Source organism: Massilia sp. S19_KUP03_FR1, assembly GCF_036688685.1.
Lineage (GTDB): Bacteria > Pseudomonadota > Gammaproteobacteria > Burkholderiales > Burkholderiaceae_D > JALYUM01.
Genome location: NZ_JAQQPS010000010.1, coordinates 181,258 through 197,272 on the forward strand (window position 1 = coordinate 181,258; position 16,015 = coordinate 197,272).

Sequence of the window (16,015 nt, forward strand, 5' to 3'; positions counted from 1 at the left end):
AAGGCTTTATATGGAATTTTCTTTCGGTACCGTCGCACTGGTTTTTTTCGTCATCGCCATGGTGTTCGTCTTCAAGACGATCAATGTGGTGCCGCAGCAGCACGCCTGGGTGGTCGAGCGCCTCGGCAAATACCATGCGACGCTCGCGCCCGGCCTGAACATCGTGGTGCCGTTCATCGATCGCATCGCCTACAAGCACATCCTCAAGGAGATCCCGCTGGACGTGCCGCCGCAGGTCTGCATCACGCGCGACAACACGCAGTTGCAGGTCGACGGCATCCTGTACTTCCAGATCACCGATCCGATGCGCGCCTCGTACGGTTCGTCGAATTACATCCAGGCCATCACGCAGCTGGCGCAGACGACCTTGCGTTCCGTGATCGGCAAGATGGAACTCGACAAGACCTTCGAAGAGCGCGACCACATCAACACCACCATCGTCAACGCCATCGACGAGTCGGCCGCGAACTGGGGCGTGAAAGTGCTGCGCTACGAAATCAAGGATTTGACGCCGCCGAAAGAAATCCTGCACGCGATGCAGGCGCAAATTACCGCCGAGCGCGAAAAGCGCGCCCTGATCGCCGCGTCTGAAGGGCGCCGCCAGGAACAGATCAACATCGCCAGCGGCGAGCGCGAAGCGTCGATTGCCCGCTCGGAAGGCGAAAAGCAGGCGTCGATCAACCGCGCCCACGGTGAAGCCGCCGCCATCGTCGCGCTGGCCGAAGCGAGCGCCGATGCACTGCGCAAGGTGGGCGCCGCGATTCGCGAGCCGGGTGGGCAGGATGCCGTCAACCTGCGCGTGGCCGAAGAATACGTGGATGCATTCGCCAACCTGGCCAAGACCAACAATTCCATCATCGTGCCGGCCAACTTGAGCGATATGAGTGGCCTGATCGCCAGCGCCATGCAGATCGTCAAGGTGCAGAAATAAGCGCAGCCATTGACACGGCGGTGGCGCCGCCGCTGGCACCACCGGTCAGTGCCGTGCAAGCCAGGTATGCGCTGCTGGGCGTCTTTTTCTTCAGTACGTCGATCGAGCTGTTTGCGCCGTTGGCGGCACTGCTGGTACTGAACCTCCTGTCCAGCTTTTGCATTTTTCTATGGTATTGCCGTGACCGCGATGCAACTGGCCGACGCCGCTCACTGGGCCGTAATATCGGCATCATCTTGTTACCCTTCATCGCCGTGCCCTGGTACCTGATGCGTCGCCAGCCACTGCGCGGCAAGGCCAGGGCGCTGCTGCGCTTTGTTGGCTTTGTCGGCCTGATGATGTCGGCGGGTTTGGCCGGGGCACTGCTTACGGCGCTGATTGCCGGATTGCTCGGGATGGATTTTGGGCCGACGGTATGAACCTGCCACGCGACGCAGGCCGGCCGGGGGCCCTGTTCGATGAGATTGCGTTTCCGGCGACTGTCAGCGTTTGAGATGTGACGCTGGATAAAAAGACGGCGTTCGATGGGGCGCCTGATACGGCTTGAACGCTGGCCATTCCTGGGGATCGACATGAGCAGGCGAAAACCGAGGCGGGTCACAAAAAAACCTGAATCTGCGACGACATGGCCGGAACGCATTCTGTTTATCTCCTGTGTCTTTACCCTGGCCGGTCTCTCCTTTCTGTTTCAAGACGACGTGGTGGTCCCGCACTGCATGCCTGGCGCCATTTCTGGCGTGGTGTCGAATTCCCAGTTGAACGGCAGGCTTGTTCACAGTGGGACAAAATTTTTTATCGATATCGGCGATCGTGAAGAACATGTGCTCGCAAAGTGTGTCAAACAATCATGTTCGGGGCCATACGAAATCCTTGCGCATGAAACCATCGGAGTGGCAGTGCACGCCGAGTTTTGCGGTCCGTTTCTTACTGGCGTTGCACTGAACCAAAAAACCGTTTTTGCACAGCAGCCGCCGACCCAGGCAGACATCGACAGGGACGCCCAGGTACGCTGGGAAATGGGGATGGTCTGTCTGATTTATCTGGCGGTTGTTGCGCTGTATTTCACCAGGCGATTCGTCAAATGGCGCCGTGCCACAGCGCCAACACGGTGATGCAACGGGTCGCGCGACCGCCTGCCAGGCCGCGCTTCGTGCGTCACTTGTCTATCAGAAGTTGACCGTGCCGGAGACCACCAAGGTGCGCGGCGCGCCCACCACCAGGTAGCCTGCGCCAGGGTAGCCACCGGACGAGGCCCAGTAGCTCTTGTCGGTCACGTTGTCCACGCGCGCTCGCCAGGTCACGTCATGCTCGGCGAACTTCATGGCGTAGCTCACGCCCAGATCGAGGCGGGTCCACGAGGGCAACTTCTGCGTGTTGGCGCCGTCGGCAAACTGCGTGGCGGTGTACAGCACGCGGGCATTCAGATTCAGGCCCGGCAGATTCGGCACATCCCACTCGCCGCCCAGGTTCAGCTGGGTTTTCGGTACGCCGATGGCATCCTTGCCCTGGTTCACCGCGCCGGCCGTGGTCACTTGCTCTGCGTCGAGCAGGGTCAGGCCGCCCAACAAGCGCAGGCCCTGTACCGGGATGCCGAACACCGATAACTCCAGCCCGCGGTTGCGCTGCTCGCCATACACGTCGAAACGGGGACCGACGATATAGGCGGCCGGTTGCGCAGTGGTGAACAGCGCAGCGCTGATGCCGAATTTGCCGCTGTCATACTTGATGCCGATTTCTTTCTGTTCCGACTTGTACGGCGCAAACGCGTCGCCGACGTTGTCGATCGGTGCGCTGGTGCCATCGGCGCGGATGTAGGTGCCGGATGCGACCGGTCCAGTCTGCAACGCTTCGATGTAGTTGGCGTACAGCGACACGCCTTTCATGGGCTTGAAGACAATCCCCGCCACCGGCATGTTGGCGGTCTGGTCGTAATGCGATTCGCGCACGCCCGTGTTGTAGTTAAAGCCGTCCGAGCGAATGCGCTGGTGGCGCAGCCCCACCGTCAGCAGTACCTTGTCGTCCAGCATGGCCAGCGTGTCGGCCACGGCGTAGCTGGTCAGATCGGCGCTGGCGGTGACGTGCGGGCTGCTCATGCTGCCGGCAGGGAAATAGCTGGTGTCCGGGGAAGGGCGATCGACCGGGCGATAGATATTCGTGGCCACGCCGGCAAAATTGCTGATCGCATAGGCATTGCGGAACTCGGACGAGTAGGCCGATGCGGTGCCGCTCAAGGTGTGGCCGATGGTTCCCGTGCGGAAGGTGCCGCGCATGCCCACTTCGCCGGTGCTCACCTTATCTTTGCGCACATTGTCAAAGCGGTAGATGCTGGCGTCACCCGCGCCATTGCTGACCGTCGGTGAACCGAGTGCATTGAATTCGTCGCCGCTGCGCGCACCCAGTGCCGCCCATGCCACCACGTTTTTGGCCAGGTTGACTTCCCCGCGCAGCGTGCCGAAGGTGTCGCGCTCGGTCGAGTATGCCCATGGCTGGGAGAAATTGCTGCTGGCATCCGGCGCGGCAATCATCGGCACACCGAAGCCCAGCGTCACGCTGGGACGCGGGTTGCTCAGTTTGTGGTCCTGGTAGCCAACGTCGGCCGACAGGCGATAGCCGTCGCCGCGGTAATCCATGCCCACCGCCAGCACCGAGAGTTGGCGCGATTCGCGGTCGATGGCGGTGTCGCCATCGCGCCGCACGGCATTCACGCGCACGCCGAAACGATCGCCTTCGCCGAAGCGGCGCGAAATATCCGTCGCGACATACGCCTGGCCGCCCGATTCGACGCCGACAGTCACTTGCGTGAGCGGCGTGTTGGCCGCGCGCTTTGGCAGCAGGTTGATGGCGCCGCCGTTGCCGCCGCCGCCAGGCGCCGCGGCACCGTTGATGAAACTGTTCGCGCCACGAAACACTTCGACGCGCTCGAGCAGTTCGGACGCGACAAACTGGCGCGGCAGCAAGCCATACAGGCCGTTGTAGGCCAGATCATCCGAGTTCAGCGGAAAACCGCGGATTACGTACAGTTCCTGGTAATTGCCGAAACCGCGCGCCACGCGTACCGACGGATCGTTCTGGACGACGTCGGCAACGCTCCTGGCCTGCTGGTCCGCGATGATGGCCTGGGTGTAGTTGGTGCTGTTGAACGGCGTGTCCATGATGTCGACATTGCCCAGCAAGCCGAGGCGCCCGCCGCGCGCCACCTGGCCACCGGCGTAGGCCGCCGGCAAGCCTTGCGCCGAGGCGTCGGCCGAGGCGCGCACGACCACCGTTGGCATGGCCTCGGTGTCGGCGGATTGCGCGAAGGCGCTGCCAGCCATCATCAGGAGAGCGGCGAGGGCGAGGGGAGTGCGGCGAAAATGGACAGGCTTCATTGTGTGTGCACGTTATTTTTGAATGAGAATGGTTCGCATTATATTCGTAATAGCTTGCCGCCGTAAATGAGAACCATTATTATCTGGGTCTTCACCTATCGTCCGATGCCGTCATGACACCCAACACGCTGCGCCGCTGGTCCTGGATCCACAAGTGGAGCAGTTTGATTTGCACCGTTTTCATGCTGCTGCTGTGCATCACCGGCCTGCCACTGATCTACCACCACGAAATCGTGCACGCGCTGGGCAATGACGTAGCCGCCCCCGTGATGCCGGATGACACCCCCCGTGCCGATATCGACAAGGTGATTGCCAGCGGCATGGCCGCGTATCCCGGCAAGATGATGATGTACCTGTCGCAGGACAAGGACGAGCCGGGCATGTGGGCCCTGACGCTGGGCGATTCGCCGACTGACGAAAACTACAAGCCGCTGCTGGTCGATGCCCGCACCGCCCAGCTGCTGCCGGAGCCGCCGGTCGAGGGTGGTCCCTTCATGTCCCTGATGTTCCACCTGCACGTCGACCTGTACGCCGGCCTGTGGGGCAAGCTGTTCCTCGGCTTGATGGGCTTGCTGCTGATCGTCGCCCTGGTCTCCGGCGTGGTGCTGTACGCGCCCTTCATGCGCAAGCTGCAATTCGGCACGGTCCGTCACGAACGCAGCCGCCGCGTGCGCTGGCTCGACCTGCACAATGTGCTGGGCATCGTCACGCTGGTGTGGGCGCTGGTGGTCGGCAGCACCGGCATGATCAATACCTGGGCCGACCTGCTGCTGAAGGTTTGGCAAAACACGGAACTGGCCGAGATGACGAAGCCGTACGCCGGCCTGCCGCCAGTCACCAAACTGGCGTCGATGCAGCAGGCCATCACCACCGCGCAGAACACGGCGCCCGGCATGGAAGTCGGCTTCGTCGCCTTCCCCGGCACGCCGTTCGCCACGCCGCACCATTACGGCGTCTTCATGCATGGCGATTCGCCGCTGACCTCGCGCCTGCCCAAGCCGATTCTGATCGATGCCCAGACCGGCGTGGTGTCGGCCAGCGGCGACCTGCCGTGGTACCTGGCTGCGCTGCTGGTGTCGCAGCCGCTGCACTTCGGCGACTACGGCGGGCAAGCCCTGAAACTGTTGTGGGCCTTGCTCGACCTCGCCACCATCGTGGTGCTGATCACGGGTTTATATTTGTGGCTGAAACGTGGCAGGGCAGCCGCTGCGAAGCCGGCCGAACAGCGCGCGCGCGAGGCGGCATGATGCAGCCCTTCGGCCCCATCTGGACCGCGCCGGTCGTGCTCGGCATGCTGACCATCGTCGGCCTCGTCAGCGCGCTGGTCGGCGACGGCGTCTGGGATGCGCTGTCCGCGCTGACGCTCGGTGCCGTGGTGGCGGTGGGCGGGTATTACAGCCTGCGCCGGCCGTAAGCCAGTCCTAAGCCTCGGCCGCCGCGAATCCCTTATAACTGGTTATTACAACTATTTAAGGGGAGTCGCCATGCGCAATATCAGTAGCAGGCTGTTTCGGGAAAACAAAGGGTTTATTTTGTTCCTGTGTTTGTTCGGCGTGTTCCGCACCGCCGTGGCAGACTGGAATCCGATCCCCTCGTCGTCGATGCACCCGAACTTGTTGGAAGGCGACGTGGTATTCGTCAATCGCCTCGCGTTCGACCTGAAACTGCCGCTGACCGATATCGTCGTCTCGCACCTGGGCGACCCGGTGCGCGGCGACGTCGTCACGTTTGCCTCGCCTAAGGACGGCACCCGCCTCATCAAACGCATCGTGGCAGTACCGGGCGACGTTGTGGAAATGCGCAACGAGCAGCTGGTCATCAACGGCAAGGCGGCGCAATACCAGGTCCTCGACCAGGCCACCGAGAAACTTCCCGGCGGCGTGGCCGAGGCTTATCGCCTGCATGAAACCGTCGACGGGCGCGGCCACCGCATCCAGGTGATGCCGCAGCTGCAGGCACGAAGCAACTTCGCGCCAATCACCATTCCGGCCGACCAGTTCATGATGCTGGGGGATAACCGCGACAACAGCGCCGACTCGCGCTACATCGGCCTGGTGCCGCGCCACTTGCTGGTCGGGCGCGCGGTGCGGGTGCTGGTATCGGCCGACTACCAGGGCAACTGGGCACCGCGCACGGAGCGCTTCGGAATGCGCCTGGAGTAATTATTTAGGGCGGTACAGCGCGCACAGCTTGTTGCCGTCCGGGTCGCGCACGTAGGCCAGCCAGAGGGCGCCGAAAGGCGATTCGCGCGGACCTGGCGGCGCCTCGATCGATTGGCCGCCCAGTGCGACAGCCGTGTCGTGGAACTGTTGTACTTGTTCCGGCGAAGCGCATTTGAAACCGATGGTCGCGCCATTCGCGACGGTCGCCGCTTCGCCGTCGATCGGTTCGCTGATCGCGAAGCTGTTGCCGTCGTGCCGGTAAAACAGGCGGGTGTGGCCGGATGGCCCGATGTTGCGTACCGGCTCGCCGGCGCCGAGCAGGCCGAGGACGGCGTCGTAAAATTGTTGCGAGCGGTCGATGTCATTCGAGCCGATCATGATGTGGTTGAACATCCTGGTCTCCGTGCTGGGTTGGTAGAACTGGCATGGTAGCCCGGCGGCGCGAAAATGGGGCCATAAAAATGGGGCCTTGAAGTGTGCGCAGTGCAACAATTCGGTACAATCGCGGGCCGGACGCAGATTGCCGCATCGTGCGTAGTTCCGTTGTGCCGGGTTTAGACAAGAAGGCGCAACAAGATGCAAAGAATGCTCACCGTCATACTGGCCTGCCTCGGCATGGTCGGGGCCCTGGCCATCGACACCTATTTACCTTCCATGCCGGACATCGGCCGCGCCTTCGCCGTCGGCCCCATCGCCGTCCAGCAAACCCTCTCCGTTTTCCTGTTCACCTTTGCCTTCATGATGCTGTTTTACGGCACGCTGTCCGACTCGTTCGGCCGCCGTCCCGTGATCCTGGTGGCGTTGACGGTCTACACGCTGGCCTCGGCCGGCGCGGCGTTTGCACCCAGCTTCGGCGTGCTGCTGGCCTGCCGCGCGCTGCAGGGCCTGGCGGCCGGTGCCGGCTCGGTGGTCGGCCAGGCCATTGTGCAGGACCGCTTCGAGGGCGCGCAGGCGCAAAAAATCATGTCACATATCATGATGGTGTTCGGCCTGGCGCCGGCCATTGCCCCCATCCTTGGCGGCTGGCTGCAGGTGGCCTTCGGCTGGCGCTCGACGTTCATCTTTCTCACCGCGTTCGGCGCCCTGATGATCCTGCTGTGCTGGAAGCTGTTGCCGGAAAGTTTGCCCGCGGCAAAACGCCACGCCTTTCACCCGGGCAGCATCGCGCGCAATTACATCAAGGTGCTGGGCCATCCGCGCTTCGTGCTGCTCTCGCTGGCGATTGGCATGGCCTTCGGTGGGCTGTCGCTGTACATCGGCTCGGCCGCGAATTTCGTCATGCAGATCCTGCACTTGCCGGAAACCGCGTTTGGCTGGATGTTCGTTCCGCTCATCAGCGGCATGGTGATTGGTTCGGCCTGGGCCGGCAAGCGCGCCGCGACCGTCGCGCCGGTCCGCATGAAGTGGCTGGGTTTTGGCGTGATGGCGCTCGCCTGCGTGCTTAATGTCGGCTACACCGCGCTGTTTACGCCCGCCATTCCGTGGGCCGTGCTGCCGCTGATGGTCTACACCTTCGGTCTGGCGGTGGCGATGCCGGCAATCCAGGTCGGCGCGCTGGCGCTGTTTCCGGACAACCGGGGTCTGGCGTCATCGATGCTGGGGTTCATCCAGATGATGTCGTTTGCGCTGGTATCGGGACTGGTGGCGCCGCTGTTGTTCGATAGCGCGTTCAAGCTGGCGTGCGGCGTGACGGTGGGGCTGGCGCTGAGTTTCGCGTGCTGGCAGGCCAGCACGCGTGTAAAACAAGCGTAATTAGCGGCGGTTCGACTTCATCGCCGAGTCGACTTCGCGCTTGGCGTCGCGGTCTTTCTCGGTGGAGCGCTTGTCGTGCTGCTTTTTACCTTTGGCCAGCCCAATTTCGCATTTCACGCGGCCGCCCTTGAAGTGCAGGTTCAGCGGCACCAGGGTAAACCCGGAACGCTCGACCTTGCCGATCAGTTTATCGAGCTCGGCGCGGTGCAGCAGCAGCTTGCGGGTGCGCACGGCTTCCGGATGGGAGAACGACGAGGCGGTCGGCAGCGAGCTGACGTGGGCGCCGAACAGGAACAGTTCGTCGCCGCGCACGACGACATACGCTTCCTTGATCTGCACCCGCGATTCGCGGATGGCTTTCACTTCCCAACCTTCAAGCACGACGCCCGCTTCCCAGCGGTCCTCGATGAAGTAGTCGTGGAAGGCTTTTCTGTTATCAACAATGCTCATGAAAAATCGCTAAATTCTGCCGGTCGGTTAAACTACTGTTGTCGCGTTCGCAAACGCTGCACGCAACGACAAACTAAACAGCATCATAACAAACTAAGCAAACGGTTCAACAATGGCAGTCGTGCATAAATCAGTCTTACTCGGTTACAGCGCAGAACAGATGTTCGACCTGGTCGCCAAGGTCGAGGATTACCCCAAGTTTTTACCTTGGTGCAACGCGGTGAAAGTCATCGAGCGCGACGGCGACAAGCTGGTCGCGCAGATCGGCATCAATTTCCATGGCGTCAAACAAAGCTTCACCACCGAGAACCGCAATGTGCGCCCGGTGCAGATGAAGATGCACCTGGTCGATGGCCCGTTCAAGGTGCTCGAAGCGGTGTGGAGTTTCAAATCCTTGCGTGCCGATGCCTGCAAGATCGATTTCGACATGCATTACGAATTCTCCAGCATCATCCTGGAGCAGCTGGTCGGCCCGGTGTTCGGCATGATCGCCAACAGCATGGTCGACTCGTTCTGCAAGCGCGCCGATACGGTCTATGGGTGACGCGGCCTTCGACGTGATCGTGGCCTGGGCCACGCCGGGGCAGGCGCTGCTGCGGCCGGTGCAGGTCGTGCCTGGTAACACGATCGCGCAGGCGATCGCCGCCAGCGGCGTGCTGGCGGACCTGCCGGAAATCGACCTGGCCGTTTGCCCGGTCGGCATCTACGGCAAAAAGAAGCCGCTCGACACGCTCGTGCGGCCGCTCGACCGCATCGAGATTTACCGTCCGCTGGTGGCCGACCCGAAAGAGTCGCGCCGGCGCCGCGCCGCACACAAGAGCGCGCAGACCGGTTAAGCGAACGCGCGCTATTTGCAGTCTTTGAGGATGGTCGCGATGCGCGCCTGTTCCTTGGCCTTGTCTTCTTCCGTCATGACGTTGCCTTCGGCGCGCAGGCGGCGGCCGGTGTCAAGCTGCGCCTTGTTCTGCGCAGCGGCCTCGCAACTGGCGCGCTTGTTGTCCGCCGTTTTCTTCTCTGCCGCCGCTTTCTTGTCACTCTCGCTTGACTCCGCGTGGCGCTTTTTGTAGTCCGCCTCGCGTTCGGCGAGGGTGGGCGCTGGCTTGGCAGCCGAGGCCGGCGCGGCGGGTTCCGCCTTGGGTTCCGCCTTGGGCTGCGCCATCCCGTGCGGCATTTTCAAAATTTTCGCTGCCGGCGTGTTGGTCGGTGGCGGCTGGTCGGAGTACTGGCGCACGCCTTTTTCATCGAGCCAGGCATATTGGGCGTGGGCGATGGCGCTGACGATCAGCATCGCGCCGAGCAGGATGGCTTTGGTGGTGTGGTTTCGCATGAAGTGAGAGGGTGAAGGTCGCAACGGTGCCCGCGAATCCTAGCGTTCTGCCAGGTGCTCGTAGACGAAAGATTTGAGGGCCAGCACGGTCGGTTCGTCGACTTCTTCGTCGAACTCGATTCCGTAGCGCATTTGCTGCGACAGCTTGCCCTTGATCGAGCGGATCGTGCAGGGCACGGTGATGACGCGCAGTTTGTCCGACAGTTTGACGCGAAACGCCATCTTCAGCCGGGTGCCCGCCTGGCCCAGGATAAAACCGGAGGCGAGGGCACAGCCGCCACCGGACAGGTCGGTGATCAGCGCCGGGACGGTGTAGCCATCGGGCATGGTAATCGATGCCGGAATGTGCGCGTCGACGCGCAGGGCCTGGCGAAACGACTTGGTCACGGCGTCCTGCGGCGAGCGCAGGAACAGGTGCGCGCTGGGCAGGGGCGAGTAGCGCAGCACGGTGGTCTTGAACAGGCAGATGCTGCGCCCCAGGATGATCTGCACGGTGACCGGCATGCCTTCGAAGTTGTTCCAGCCCTGGGCGCCCGACCCCAGCGGCGGGGCGGACACGATCACCGACTGCATGGGAATGCGCCCGAAATACTCGACGTTGACCTTGCGCGGCTCGAAATCGTTCGGCAACTGGAAGGTCAGGATCACGCCCTCGGTGTTGTGGCGCAGGTGTTTCAAGGGGTCCGGGTTGTGCGCCTCCGGCTCCGATTCCGCTCCGCCCTCGGCCAGCACGATGTCGCGCCGGTTGTCGGAGGTGGTGGCAGCGCGCACGGGCACGGCCAGCATCAGGCGGCGCCGCACTTCTTCGTCGGCAATGGGAAACCCGGTCGGCGCCAACAATTCACCAGAACGCAGGTAGATCGCCCAGGGCAGCTTGGTGCCGACCTTCAGGTCGCTCTCCGAGAGGTGGACGAATTGTTGCTTTGACATAGGGTATAGGCGAGATTTTTGAGTGCAAGGAATGCGTCGACGCATACCGTCTGCGAAAGTTCGCTAAATATAGCGCAATTTCCCCTGACAAAATTGTTTATTTAGTCAACGCCAATTGTTGGTCGGCAATTACCGCTGCCGTCGAGCGCAGCAGTGCGCCATTCTTCAGAGAAATACGCTAGGCGGGACGGCAAGGCCGAAAGTCTGTATAATTTGCTTTTGCGCCTATAGGAAAATGCTATGCGTCTACTTCAGAAAGCACTCACGTTCGATGATGTGCTGCTCGTCCCGGCTTATTCAAATGTACTTCCAGCCAACACTTCCCTTCGTACCAAACTGACGCGTAACATCACGCTGAACATTCCGCTGCTCTCTGCCGCGATGGACACCGTGACCGAGGCCCAGCTGGCCATCGCCATGGCGCAGGAGGGCGGCATCGGCATCGTGCACAAGAACCTCAGCCCCAAGGACCAGGCCCGTGAGGTAGCGCGCGTCAAGCGTTTCGAAGCCGGCGTGCTGCGCGACCCGATCACCGTGCCGCCGACCATGAAAATCCGTGACGTGCTGGCACTGTCGCAGCAGCATGGCATCAGTGGTTTCCCGGTCGTCGAAGGCAAAACCGTGGTCGGCATCATCACCAACCGCGATTTGCGCTTCGAAGAAGACCTTGACGCCGAAGCCTCGGCCAAGATGACCCCGCGTGAAAAACTGGTATTCGTCAAGGACGATGCCGACACCGTCGAGGCCAAGCGCCTGATGAACAAGCACCGCCTCGAGCGCGTGTTGGTGGTGGACGACAATTTCGAATTGCGCGGCCTGATCACCGTGAAAGACATCATGAAGTCGCACGACCACCCGTTCGCATCCAAAGATGCACAGGGTAAATTGCTGGTCGGCGCGGCCGTGGGCGTGAGCGCCCGCGATGAAGAACGCATCGAGCTGCTCGTTGCCGCCGGCGTGGACGTGCTGGTGGTTGATACCGCCCACGGCCACTCGCAGGGCATTCTTGACCGCGTGAAGTGGATCAAGGAACGCTATCCGCAAGTGGACGTCATTGGCGGCAATATCGCCACCGCTGCCGCTGCGCGCGCCCTGGTCGAACACGGCGCAGACGCCGTCAAGGTCGGCATCGGCCCTGGCTCGATCTGCACCACCCGCATCGTCGCCGGTGTCGGCGTGCCGCAAATCACCGCCATTTCGAACGTGGCCAAGGAACTCGAAGGCACGGGCGTGCCGTGTATCGCCGACGGCGGCATCCGCTTCTCGGGCGACATTTCGAAAGCCCTGGCGGCAGGCGCCTCCACCGTCATGATGGGTTCGATGTTTGCCGGTACCGAAGAAGCGCCGGGCGAAGTCATTTTGTACCAGGGCCGCAGCTACAAATCGTATCGCGGCATGGGCAGCCTGGGCGCGATGGCCGAAGGTTCGGCTGACCGCTACTTCCAGGAAGCATCGTCGAAAGCCGACAAATTCGTGCCGGAAGGTATCGAAGGCCGCGTTGCTTACAAAGGCAGCGTGCTGGCGATTATCTATCAACTGGTTGGCGGCGTGCGTCAGTCGATGGGTTATTGCGGTTGCGCCACCATCGATGAATTGCGCGAAAAAGCGGAGTTCGTCGAGATCACGTCGGCGGGCATGCGCGAGTCGCACGTGCACGATGTGCAGATCACCAAGGAAGCGCCGAACTACCGTTCGGAATAATCTTCGAAGCGGCGCTGAAAAGCGCCGTTTGCTTATGTACTTTAAGAAAATCCAGCCATGCACTCAAAAATTCTCATCCTCGATTTCGGTTCCCAGGTTACCCAGCTGATCGCCCGCCGCGTGCGCGATTCCGGCGTGTTTTCCGAAGTGTTTCCCCATGATGTCAGCGACGAATTCGTGCGCAACTACGGCGCTGCCGGCGTGATCCTGTCGGGCAGTCACAGTTCCACGCTGGAAGGCGACGCGCCGCGCGCGCCGGACGCCGTGTTCGAGTTGGGCGTGCCGGTCCTCGGCATCTGCTACGGCATGCAAACCATGGCTGCCCAGCTCGGTGGCAAAGTGGAAAACGGCAGCGTGCGTGAATTCGGTTACGCCGAAGTGCGCGCACGCGGCCACACAGCGCTGCTGAACGGCATCAACGACTTCGTCACCGATGAAGGCCACGGCATGCTGCGCGTCTGGATGAGCCACGGCGACAAAGTGCTCGACATGCCACCTGGCTTCAAATTGATGGGCAATACGCCAAGTTGCCCGATCGCCGCGATGGCCGACGAAGAGCGCCGTTTCTACGGCGTGCAATTCCACCCGGAAGTGACGCACACGGCGCAGGGCAAGGCCATGATTGGCCGCTTCGTGCATGAAATCTGCGGCTGCAAAGCCGAGTGGAACATGCCGGATTATATTTCCGAAGCGGTCGAGAAAATCCGCGCGCAAGTGGGCACAGATGAAGTCATCCTGGGCCTGTCAGGCGGCGTCGATTCGAGTGTCGCTGCCGCACTGATCCACCGCGCGATTGGCGACCAGCTGACCTGCGTGTTCGTCGACCACGGTCTGCTGCGCCTGGACGAAGGCAAGATGGTGATGGACATGTTCGCCAAGAACCTGGGCGTGAAAGTCATCCGCGTCGATGCCGAAGAGCAGTTCCTCGGCCACCTGGCCGGCGTGACCGATCCGGAATCCAAGCGCAAGATCATCGGCCGCGAATTCGTCGAAGTGTTCCAGGTCGAGTCAAGCAAGCTGCCGAATGCAAAGTGGCTGGCGCAGGGCACGATTTATCCGGACGTCATCGAAAGCGCTGGCAAAGGCAAAAAGGGTCAGACCATCAAGAGCCATCACAACGTTGGCGGTTTGCCGGACACCTTGAAACTGTCGCTGCTGGAACCCTTGCGCGAATTGTTCAAGGATGAAGTGCGCAAACTGGGCGTCGCGCTCGGCCTGCCGCACGACATGGTGTATCGCCACCCGTTTCCGGGCCCGGGCCTGGGTGTGCGCATTCTTGGCGAAGTCAAGAAAGAGTACGCGGATCTGCTGCGCCGCGCCGATGCCATTTTCATCGAAGAACTGCGTAACACGCCGTGCGACTTGCCGGCGGTGCAGGGGATCGATGCGGGCGATGCGCCGGCCAACTGGTACGAAGCGACCAGCCAAGCGTTTGCCGTGTTTCTGCCCGTGAAATCGGTGGGCGTGATGGGGGACGGCCGGACCTATGAATGGGTTGTTGCCCTGCGCGCGGTGCAGACGCTGGACTTCATGACGGCGCAGTGGGCGCACTTGCCGCACGCCTTGCTGGGCAATGTGTCGAACCGGATCATCAACGAAGTGCGGGGGATTAACCGCGTCGTATATGACATTTCGGGGAAACCGCCGGCGACGATCGAGTGGGAGTGACGAGCTCGCTTTAAGTGTTTGATTTTTAAGCACTAATTTTTCTCGTTGGTGAAGCTGAAGGCATTCTCAACGAGATTTTTTTGGTTCGCAGGTTTGGGTGATGTTCGCGTTGCCCAAACACGCACGCTTGTGCTGCAAGCGGACGGCTGCTTCCGCCACACTCCGGCGGCAAAATGCAACGGTAACGACACGATGCAATGCAGGTTGGGTGACGGTGCACTGTTCTCCAACAGCGCAGCCTTGCGTCTTACCGTGCTGCCGGTGAACGATGCGCCGGTTGCAACCGACCTGTCGTCCAGCCTGTTGCAAGGCGCGGGCGTATCGCTGCAGTCGCTCGCTTCCGCGGGGCTCGCGATATCGGCGAACTTCACGCGTGCCTCTGCGAGCGGCGGACAGGTGCGCCAGAATCCTTCGTCTCCGCGAAAGCCGGGCAATCCGTAACCGACGTTAATGCCCGCATCGGCGCTGATCAGCATCCCATCTGCCTGTCTGATCAGCTGGGCTGCCCTGGCAATTGGGTTGAAATTGTTCACGGTCGTTCTCGTAAAGTCTGGACGGTTGAATTCGCCAAGGGAGTGGTATAACCGAGCCGCAGCGGATGTGCTGGGGCATATCTTGACGCTGGCGCAGGCGAAACCGCCCGGCAACGCCGAGCGCACTGAAAAATGTAGAAAAAGTAGCAAGAATCTTCGGATTGGATGCTTGAAAATGAAAATTCAGGCATCCGAGAAACGCGTCCACATTGCGTGCATCGTCTGCACCGAAATCATTCATTGTTCGGCGCGTCCCTAAGAAAAAGATCATGCGCGCGACCGTTTCCTCGCCGAGATCGAGAGCGTTACGCCGCGGGGCAAGCTGCACAAGCTGGTCGAACCGTTCTATCCGAAGGTCGAGGGCGCGGGTCGTCCGCCAATCGGCCTGGCGGGCTTGCTGCGCCTGTAGGTGGGGAGCCTGGCTGTCATAGATCGCATCTTCAGTGACCGACCTGGACAGGGTGCAGATCGCGCGCCTGTCAAATTCACCCACCTTTCGTCATTGAAGGAGGGTAAAGACGTCGGTGTTGATCAGCTGTCGGTTCATTTTAAGTTACGATGCCGACGCGGTAACGCGCGCATGCGGGCAGAACGACCACGCTCCTGCAGGAGACCGTGTTGACACGCGAATACAAGGTGCAGTCGTCTGTGAAAAGTGGGATACTCGGGCCGAGGGCACGTTATGAACGTCAACAACCCGGAGCGTTGCATGCCACTTGACCTTTTTGATCCTATTGCCGTCAAGCTGCAGACACAGCACCTTGAGGGCGAGCTTGGCACCACGCTGATGGGGGTGGACGGCCTGTGGCTTGCGCTCGTGGAGGATGCCGATCGTTTCGAGTCGGCAGAGGCGGATTTGGCTTCGCGCATGCGCATGGACAACACGCCAAGCGGCGTGCTGGTACTCTCCCGGCCACTCGCTGCCAAAATTTTCGGACCTGTGCCGCCACACTTGCTGGCGGCAGGTATCACTATGCACCGCAGCAAGTATTTAGACTTGTCTAAAAGCGCTTATGCATTACTGCACGAATATCTGCACATGATGGAATTGATGGACCGCAGCCTCGCTGACCTCGATCGTATCGCGCTGGATGCGTCCGTGGCTGGCTAGCGTAGACACGAGCGGATCGACGTCCCAGCGGCGAATGGCGCTGCCCGACTCTGTTGCAGGGAAGTTGTGGCTTGTCGTTTGA

18 protein-coding genes and 1 pseudogene are annotated in these 16,015 nt (G+C 61.4%); 13 read left to right on the forward strand and 6 right to left on the reverse strand.

All coding sequences use genetic code 11. The annotated features are described in order from the left end of the window. The first annotated feature begins 10 nt into the window (after nucleotides 1-10). From V6M87_RS13175 to V6M87_RS13185, 3 genes are all read left to right on the forward strand, one after another. Entirely contained in the window at nucleotides 11-931 is a 921-nt protein-coding gene (locus V6M87_RS13175) for an SPFH domain-containing protein (protein ID WP_332877085.1), read from the forward strand. Nucleotides 932-951: 20 nt separating this feature from the next. Continuing rightward, nucleotides 952-1,350, forward strand: a complete 399-nt coding sequence (locus V6M87_RS13180) for a hypothetical protein (protein WP_332877086.1) — start codon at nucleotides 952-954, stop codon at nucleotides 1,348-1,350. A 105-nt stretch (nucleotides 1,351-1,455) separates the two neighbouring features. Further along, nucleotides 1,456-2,043, forward strand: coding sequence for a hypothetical protein (locus V6M87_RS13185; RefSeq protein WP_332877087.1), 588 nt, complete (start codon nucleotides 1,456-1,458; stop codon nucleotides 2,041-2,043). A gap of 54 nt (nucleotides 2,044-2,097) precedes the next feature. Here V6M87_RS13185 and V6M87_RS13190 read toward each other — a convergent pair whose 3' ends face one another. Then, nucleotides 2,098-4,299: a TonB-dependent receptor gene (locus V6M87_RS13190; RefSeq protein ID WP_332877088.1), complete on the reverse strand. Its 2,202-nt coding sequence runs from the start codon at nucleotides 4,297-4,299 to the stop codon at nucleotides 2,098-2,100. Nucleotides 4,300-4,412: 113 nt separating this feature from the next. Here V6M87_RS13190 and V6M87_RS13195 point away from each other — a divergent pair, with 113 nt between their 5' ends. The 3 genes from V6M87_RS13195 to lepB all read left to right on the forward strand — a co-directional run bounded on the left by V6M87_RS13195 (nucleotide 4,413) and on the right by lepB (nucleotide 6,461). Continuing rightward, nucleotides 4,413-5,546 carry a PepSY-associated TM helix domain-containing protein gene (locus V6M87_RS13195; protein ID WP_332877089.1) on the forward strand — a complete coding sequence of 378 codons (1,134 nt, stop codon included), beginning with the start codon at nucleotides 4,413-4,415 and terminating at the stop codon, nucleotides 5,544-5,546. Beyond that, on the forward strand, nucleotides 5,543-5,713 hold the full coding sequence (locus V6M87_RS13200; protein ID WP_332877090.1) for a hypothetical protein: 171 nt from the start codon (nucleotides 5,543-5,545) through the stop codon (nucleotides 5,711-5,713). Before V6M87_RS13195 ends, V6M87_RS13200 begins: the two co-directional genes overlap by 4 nt. A gap of 70 nt (nucleotides 5,714-5,783) precedes the next feature. Continuing rightward, nucleotides 5,784-6,461, forward strand: a complete 678-nt coding sequence (gene lepB / locus V6M87_RS13205) for a signal peptidase I (RefSeq protein WP_332877091.1) — start codon at nucleotides 5,784-5,786, stop codon at nucleotides 6,459-6,461. Here the strand turns inward: lepB and V6M87_RS13210 are convergent, their stop codons facing one another. Further along, nucleotides 6,462-6,854, reverse strand: coding sequence for a VOC family protein (locus V6M87_RS13210; RefSeq protein WP_332877092.1), 393 nt, complete (start codon nucleotides 6,852-6,854; stop codon nucleotides 6,462-6,464). 183 nt (nucleotides 6,855-7,037) lie between these two features. Between V6M87_RS13210 and V6M87_RS13215 the strand changes: the two genes are divergently transcribed. After that, nucleotides 7,038-8,213, forward strand: coding sequence for a multidrug effflux MFS transporter (locus V6M87_RS13215; RefSeq protein ID WP_332877093.1), 1,176 nt, complete (start codon nucleotides 7,038-7,040; stop codon nucleotides 8,211-8,213). Here V6M87_RS13215 and smpB read toward each other — a convergent pair whose 3' ends face one another. Next, nucleotides 8,214-8,663 (reverse strand): SsrA-binding protein SmpB, encoded by a 450-nt coding sequence (gene smpB / locus V6M87_RS13220; RefSeq protein WP_332877094.1) that lies wholly within the window; start codon nucleotides 8,661-8,663, stop codon nucleotides 8,214-8,216. It lies immediately after the preceding gene. Nucleotides 8,664-8,775: 112 nt separating this feature from the next. On the opposite strand from smpB, the gene V6M87_RS13225 reads away from it, so the two are divergent. Further along, nucleotides 8,776-9,207, forward strand: coding sequence for a type II toxin-antitoxin system RatA family toxin (locus V6M87_RS13225; RefSeq protein ID WP_332877095.1), 432 nt, complete (start codon nucleotides 8,776-8,778; stop codon nucleotides 9,205-9,207). Further along, nucleotides 9,200-9,499 carry an RnfH family protein gene (locus V6M87_RS13230; RefSeq protein ID WP_332877096.1) on the forward strand — a complete coding sequence of 100 codons (300 nt, stop codon included), beginning with the start codon at nucleotides 9,200-9,202 and terminating at the stop codon, nucleotides 9,497-9,499. The genes V6M87_RS13225 and V6M87_RS13230 overlap by 8 nt, the downstream gene beginning before the upstream one ends. An 11-nt stretch (nucleotides 9,500-9,510) precedes the next feature. Here the strand turns inward: V6M87_RS13230 and V6M87_RS13235 are convergent, their stop codons facing one another. Together V6M87_RS13235 and V6M87_RS13240 are read right to left on the reverse strand one after the other, a co-directional pair. Then, a complete protein-coding gene (locus V6M87_RS13235; protein WP_332877097.1) occupies nucleotides 9,511-9,990 on the reverse strand; it encodes a DUF4124 domain-containing protein in 480 nt (159 codons plus the stop codon). 39 nt (nucleotides 9,991-10,029) lie between these two features. After that, nucleotides 10,030-10,920 (reverse strand): PilZ domain-containing protein, encoded by an 891-nt coding sequence (locus tag V6M87_RS13240; protein ID WP_332877098.1) that lies wholly within the window; start codon nucleotides 10,918-10,920, stop codon nucleotides 10,030-10,032. Nucleotides 10,921-11,160: 240 nt separating this feature from the next. On the opposite strand from V6M87_RS13240, the gene guaB reads away from it, so the two are divergent. After that, nucleotides 11,161-12,621 carry an IMP dehydrogenase gene (gene guaB / locus V6M87_RS13245; protein ID WP_332877099.1) on the forward strand — a complete coding sequence of 487 codons (1,461 nt, stop codon included), beginning with the start codon at nucleotides 11,161-11,163 and terminating at the stop codon, nucleotides 12,619-12,621. A 57-nt stretch (nucleotides 12,622-12,678) separates the two neighbouring features. Continuing rightward, a complete protein-coding gene (gene guaA, locus V6M87_RS13250; RefSeq protein ID WP_332877100.1) occupies nucleotides 12,679-14,289 on the forward strand; it encodes a glutamine-hydrolyzing GMP synthase in 1,611 nt (536 codons plus the stop codon). Between the two features lie 32 nt (nucleotides 14,290-14,321). Here guaA and V6M87_RS13255 read toward each other — a convergent pair whose 3' ends face one another. Then, nucleotides 14,322-14,765, reverse strand: a complete 444-nt coding sequence (locus V6M87_RS13255) for a hypothetical protein (protein WP_332877101.1) — start codon at nucleotides 14,763-14,765, stop codon at nucleotides 14,322-14,324. A gap of 331 nt (nucleotides 14,766-15,096) precedes the next feature. On the opposite strand from V6M87_RS13255, the pseudogene V6M87_RS13260 reads away from it, so the two are divergent. Together V6M87_RS13260 and V6M87_RS13265 are read left to right on the forward strand one after the other, a co-directional pair. Next, a pseudogene (locus tag V6M87_RS13260) lies at nucleotides 15,097-15,228 on the forward strand (IS5/IS1182 family transposase); the annotation flags it as partial. A 276-nt stretch (nucleotides 15,229-15,504) separates the two neighbouring features. Continuing rightward, nucleotides 15,505-15,933: a hypothetical protein gene (locus V6M87_RS13265; RefSeq protein ID WP_332877102.1), complete on the forward strand. Its 429-nt coding sequence runs from the start codon at nucleotides 15,505-15,507 to the stop codon at nucleotides 15,931-15,933. Nucleotides 15,934-16,015: the final 82 nt, after the last annotated feature.